The 5,503-nt window shown below is 66.9% G+C and carries 6 protein-coding genes and 1 pseudogene; all 7 read left to right on the forward strand.

What is annotated here, in order from left to right:
- Positions 1-268, forward strand: a pseudogene (locus tag FKP22_RS19545) (hypothetical protein); the annotation flags it as partial.
- On the forward strand, positions 265-1,518 hold the full coding sequence (locus FKP22_RS19550) for a M20/M25/M40 family metallo-hydrolase (RefSeq protein WP_141289378.1): 1,254 nt from the start codon (positions 265-267) through the stop codon (positions 1,516-1,518). The pseudogene FKP22_RS19545 and the gene FKP22_RS19550, both read left to right, overlap by 4 nt.
- A gap of 138 nt (positions 1,519-1,656) precedes the next feature.
- Positions 1,657-2,700: an ABC transporter substrate-binding protein gene (locus FKP22_RS19555; RefSeq protein WP_141289379.1), complete on the forward strand. Its 1,044-nt coding sequence runs from the start codon at positions 1,657-1,659 to the stop codon at positions 2,698-2,700.
- A gap of 7 nt (positions 2,701-2,707) precedes the next feature.
- Entirely contained in the window at positions 2,708-3,520 is an 813-nt protein-coding gene (locus tag FKP22_RS19560; RefSeq protein WP_141289380.1) for an ABC transporter ATP-binding protein, read from the forward strand.
- Positions 3,517-4,299, forward strand: coding sequence for an ABC transporter permease (locus FKP22_RS19565; protein ID WP_141289381.1), 783 nt, complete (start codon positions 3,517-3,519; stop codon positions 4,297-4,299). Before FKP22_RS19560 ends, FKP22_RS19565 begins: the two co-directional genes overlap by 4 nt.
- 13 nt (positions 4,300-4,312) lie before the next feature.
- Positions 4,313-4,801, forward strand: a complete 489-nt coding sequence (locus tag FKP22_RS19570) for a nucleoside deaminase (protein ID WP_141289382.1) — start codon at positions 4,313-4,315, stop codon at positions 4,799-4,801.
- Positions 4,802-4,859: 58 nt separating this feature from the next.
- On the forward strand, positions 4,860-5,503 hold a 644-nt coding region (locus FKP22_RS19575), incomplete at its 3' end, for an urease accessory protein UreD (protein ID WP_141289383.1).

The raw sequence follows: 5,503 nt of genomic DNA on the forward strand, positions 1-5,503 counted from the left end.
CGGCGCCGGCCACGACGCGATGAAGCTGCACGAAGCCATGCCGCAGGCCATGCTCTTTGTGCGCGGCGAAAACGCCGGCATCAGCCACAACCCGCTGGAAAGCAGCACCGCGCACGACATGGACCTGGCGGTGCAGGCCTTTGCCAAGCTGCTGCAGGATCTGGCGAACGAGAGCCCCCAGGACTGGGCGGCGCCCAGCCCGCCCCCCAAGGGGGATGAGGAAACTTGGGGCGGCCCGGCGTTTCCTCAGAACAAGAGCACACCATGAACCCCGCCTTCGCTTCGCTGGACCAGTGGATCAGCGCCCATTTCGACGACGAAACCCGCTTCCTGCAGGCCCTGGTGCAGGTGCCGACCGACACGCCGCCTGGGAACAATGCGCCGCACGCCGAGCGCACCGCCGAGCTGCTGGCCGGCATGGGCCTGCAGGCCGAGGCGCATGCGGTGCCGGCCGACGAGGTCGCCGCGCAAGGCATGCAGTCCATCACCAACCTGATCGTGCGGCACCGCTTCGGCCCCGGCGGGCCGACGATTGCGCTGAACGCGCACGGCGACGTGGTGCCGCCCGGCGAAGGCTGGACCCACGGGCCGTACAGCGGTGAAGTGGTGGACGATGGCGAAGGCGGCAGGCTCTATGGCCGCGCCTCGGCCGTCAGCAAGAGCGACTTCGCGAGCTACACCTTCGCGCTGCGCGCGCTGGCCGCGCTGCCCGAGGGCCAGCGGCCCACGCAAGGCGCGGTGGAGCTGCACTTCACCTACGACGAGGAATTCGGCGGCGAACTTGGGCCCGGCTGGCTGCTGCGCCAGGGGCTGACCAAGCCCGACCTGCTGATCGCTGCCGGTTTCAGCTACCAGGTCGTCACCGCGCACAACGGCTGCCTGCAGATGGAAGCCACGCTGCACGGCCTGGCCTCGCACGCAGCCTACCCGGAGACCGGCGTGGACGCGCTGCGCGCGGCCAACCGCCTGCTGAACGCGCTGTACGACTACAGCGACACGACGCTGCGCCAGCGCACCTCCGCCGTCGCCGGCATCCGCCACCCGTACCTGAACGTGGGCCGCATCGAAGGCGGCAGCAACACCAATGTCGTGCCCGGCAAGGTGGTGCTGAAGCTGGACCGCCGCATGATTCCCGAGGAAGACGCGACCGAGGTCGAGGCCGAGCTGCGCACGCTGATCGAGCAGACGGTGGCTGGCAGCCACGGCGTGCGGCTGGAGCTGAAGCGCCTGCTGCTGGCGCGTGCGCTGCAGCCGCTGCCCGGCCACGAAAAGCTCGCGCAGGCGCTGCAGCGCCAGGCCGAACGTGTCTTCGGCGAAGCCATCCCCACCTCCGGCACGCCGCTCTACACCGACGTGCGCCTTTATGGGGAACACGGCGTGCCGGCAGTGATTTACGGGGCAGGCCCGCGCACCGTGTTGGAGAGCAACGCCAAGCGCGCCGACGAGCACCTGCAGCTGAGTGACCTGCGCCGCGCAACCCAGGTCGTGGCCGCGGCGCTGCACGAACTGCTGGGCTGATTTCCCGCGCCGCGCACGCGGCGCGGGCAGCGCAGCACCTTGCGCACACTAATTGCATACAGCTTTGCATGCAGAACGAAGGTGATCCACCGCGGCCTTGTTCTTGCGTCGTCTCTTTGTGCCTTGAGTGGAGATCCCATGCCCGTGTTCGCGCCCCTGTTTTCCGCCAGCCGTCGCCGCCTGCTGGCCGCTGCCGCCACCCTCGCGCTCTGTGTCTCGGCCCAGGCCCAGGAGACCACCATCAAGTTCCAGCTCGACTGGCGCTACGAAGGCCCCAGCGCGCTGTTCCTGGTGCCGGTGTCCAAGGGCTTGTTCAAGGCCGAGAAGCTCAACGTGACGGTGGACGCCGGCAACGGCTCGGGCAACGCGGTCAACCGCGTGGCCTCCGGCGCCTACGACATGGGTTTTGCCGACATGGCCGCGCTGATGGAGTTCCAGGCCAACAACCCGAGCGCGCCGAACAAGCCGGTCGCCGTGATGATGGTCTACAACAACACGCCGGCCGCAGTGCTGGCGCTGAAGAAAAGCGGCATCAAGACGCCCGCCGACCTGACCGGCAAGAAGCTGGGCGCGCCGGTGTTCGACGCCGGCCGCCGCGGCTTTCCCATCTTCCAGAAGGCCAACGGCGTGGGCCAGGTCGAATGGATCAGCATGGACCCGGCGCTGCGCGAAACGATGCTCGCCAAGGGCGATGTGGACGCGATCACCGGCTTCTCGTTCACCTCGCTGTTGAGCCTGGAAGCGCGTGGCGTGAAGCCGGCCGACGTGACGGTGATGAGCTACCCGCAATACGGTGTGAAGCTGTATGGCAACGCCATCATCACCAGCGAAGATTTCCTCAAGAAGAACCCGGAAGCCGTGAAGGCCTTCCTGCGCGCCTTCACCAAGGGCACCAAGGCCGTGATGGCCGACACCAAGGGCGCGATTGCGGTGGTCAAGGCGCGCGACGGCATCATCAACGCCGAGCTCGAAGAGCGCCGGCTGAAGATGGCGCTGGACGCTTCGGTCGCAACGCCGGACGCCAAAGCCGAAGGCTTTGGCGACATCAACAAGCCACGCCTGGCGCTGATGGCCAGCCAGGTGGCCGATGCCTTTACGACCAAGGGCCGCATCAACCCCGACACTGTCTGGAACGGCAGCTTCCTGCCCAGCGCCGCGGAGCGCAACATCTTCGGCAAGTGAGATCGGCATGCCTTCCTTCGTGGACTTCCGTGGCGTCTGGCTGGCCTACAACGACGAGTTGCTGGCCGAGGAAAAATTCGCCGTCGAAGACATCAACCTGCAGGTGAACGAGGGCGAGTTCATCGCCATCGTCGGGCCTTCGGGCTGCGGCAAGTCCACCTTCATGAAGCTGGCCACCGGCCTGAAGCGACCCAGTCGCGGCACGGTGGAAATCGCAGGCAAGGAAGTGACCGGGCCGCTGAAGATCACCGGCATGGCCTTCCAGGCGCCCAGCCTGCTGCCGTGGCGCACGACCGTGCAAAACGTCATGCTGCCGCTGGAAATCGTCGAGCCCTACCGCAGCAGCTTCAAGCAGAAGAAGGCCGAGTACGAAGCCAAGGCGCGCAAGCTGCTGCAAAGCGTGGGCCTGGGCGGCTACGAGGACAAGTTCCCATGGCAGCTCTCGGGCGGCATGCAGCAGCGCGCCAGCATCTGCCGTGCGCTGGTGCATGAGCCGAAGATGCTGCTGCTGGACGAACCGTTTGGCGCCTTGGACGCCTTCACCCGCGAAGAACTGTGGTGCACGCTGCGCGACCTGCAGGCGGCGCAGAAGTTCAACGTCATCCTCGTCACCCACGACCTGCGCGAGAGCGTGTTCCTCGCCGACACCGTCTACGTCATGAGCAAGAGCCCCGGCCGCTTCGTCGTCAAGCGCGAGATCGAACTGCCGCGCCCGCGGGACCTGGAGGTCACCTACTCAGCGCCGTTTTCGGAGATCGTGCATGAGCTGCGCGGGCACATTGGGGCCGTGCGAAAGACGGGCGTGGAGGTGGCGCAATGACCACCGCGGCAGCGAAGGCCAGGCGACTTGAAGCCATCTCTCCGTGGATCCTGCTGGTGCTCACGCTGGTCATCTGGCAGGCGCTGTGCACCGGCCTGCAGGTCAGCGAATTCATCTTCCCCAGCCCGCTGAAGATCTGGGAGCAGATCGTCGAATTCCGTGGCGAGATCCTGAAGCACGCCTGGCGCACTTACTGGGTCACGATGACGGGCTTTGGCATTGCCATCGTGGTCGGCGTGTTGCTGGGCTTTTTGATCGGCAGTTCGCGCCTGGCCTATGCCGCCATCTATCCGCTGATGACCGGCTTCAACGCGCTGCCCAAGGCGGCCTTCGTGCCCATCCTGGTGGTGTGGTTCGGCATTGGCGTTGGCCCGGCGGTGCTCACCGCCTTCCTGATCTCGTTTTTCCCGATCACCGTCAACATCGCCACCGGCCTGGCCACGCTGGAGCCAGAATTGGAAGACGTGTTGCGCGTGCTCGGCGCCAGGCGCTGGGACGTGCTGATGAAGGTCGGCCTGCCGCGCTCGATGCCGTATTTCTTCGGTTCGCTGAAGGTCGCGATCACGCTGGCCTTTGTCGGCACCACTGTCTCGGAGATGACGGCCTCGAACGAAGGCATCGGCTACCTGCTGGTCTCGGCCGGCTCGTCGATGCAGATGGGGCTTGCGTTTGCCGGACTGATGGTGGTCGGCGCGATGGCGATGCTGATGTACGAATTCTTCTCGGTGATCGAAAAACGCACCACCGGCTGGGCCCACCGCGGCTCGCAAGGTCATTGAAAGAGACACCTGAATGGCCACCACCTGGACCGACGAGCACACCCTCAAGCACCTGCGCGCCGCCAACACCATCGCCCGCCAGGCGATGGACGCTGGCCACCACCCATTCGGCGCGCTGCTGGTGGCGCCGGACGGCGAGACCGTGCTGCTCACGCAGGGCAATGTGGACACGGTGAACCACGCCGAATCGGTGCTGGCACGCGAGGCCGCGCGGCTGTATGCGCCAGCCATGCTGTGGGACTGCACGCTGGTCACCACGCTGGAGCCTTGCGCCATGTGCGCCGGCACCCAGTACTGGGCCAACATCGGCCGCCTGGTCTACGGCGCCAGCGAGGCAGACCTTTTGGCCCTCACCGGCAACCACGCCGAGAACCCCACGCTGGACCTGCCCTGCCGCGAGCTGTTCGCGCGCGGGCAGAAAGCCATCGAAGTGATCGGCCCGCTGGCCGAGCTGCGCGACGAACTGCTGGCCCTGCACCGGCGCTTCTGGCACACGCGCTGAAGACCGAGGCGCCGGCAGCTTCTACACTGCCGGCTCCTGCTTCTACTGCGTTCACCTCATGGGCTGGCAAGGCCACCTGCACCTGCACTACACCCGCGATGGCGAACGCACCATCGCGCTGGACCGCCACTCCGGCCCGCTGCGCGTGCTGCAGCGGCTCTACCCCGAAGGCCCTGGCATCTGCCACCACGTGCTGGTGCATCCGCCCGGTGGCATCGTTGGCGGGGATGAGCTGAAGGTCGAAATCCAGCAGGCCGAAGGCACGCACGCCGTCATCACCACGCCTGGCGCCACGCGCTTCTACCGCAGCGCGGGTGAGCTCGCCACACAGACGGTGCATGCGCAGCTCGCACCCGGCGCGCGGCTGGAATGGCTGCCGCTGGAAACCATTGCCTACCGCGGCTGCCTGGCCGAAAACCGGCTGCGCTTCGAGCTGGCACCCGGTGCCGAAATGATGGGCTGGGAAATGCTGGCGCTGGGACTGCCGGCGGCCAACCAGGCGTTTGATGCCGGTCGCATCACCCAGCAGATGGCACTGCCCGGCGTGTGGCTGGAACGCGCCCGGCTGGATGCCAGCGACACGCTGCTGCTGGATTCGCCGCTGGGCATGGCCGGCCGGCGCGTGCTGGGCACCTTGTGGCTGGCCTCGGGTTCGCCGATTGCCAGCTCCCAACGCAACGCCTTGCTCGACGCCGCCCGCGA

It is taken from the genome of Ideonella azotifigens (assembly GCF_006519715.1).
Taxonomy (GTDB): domain Bacteria; phylum Pseudomonadota; class Gammaproteobacteria; order Burkholderiales; family Burkholderiaceae_C; genus Ideonella; species Ideonella azotifigens.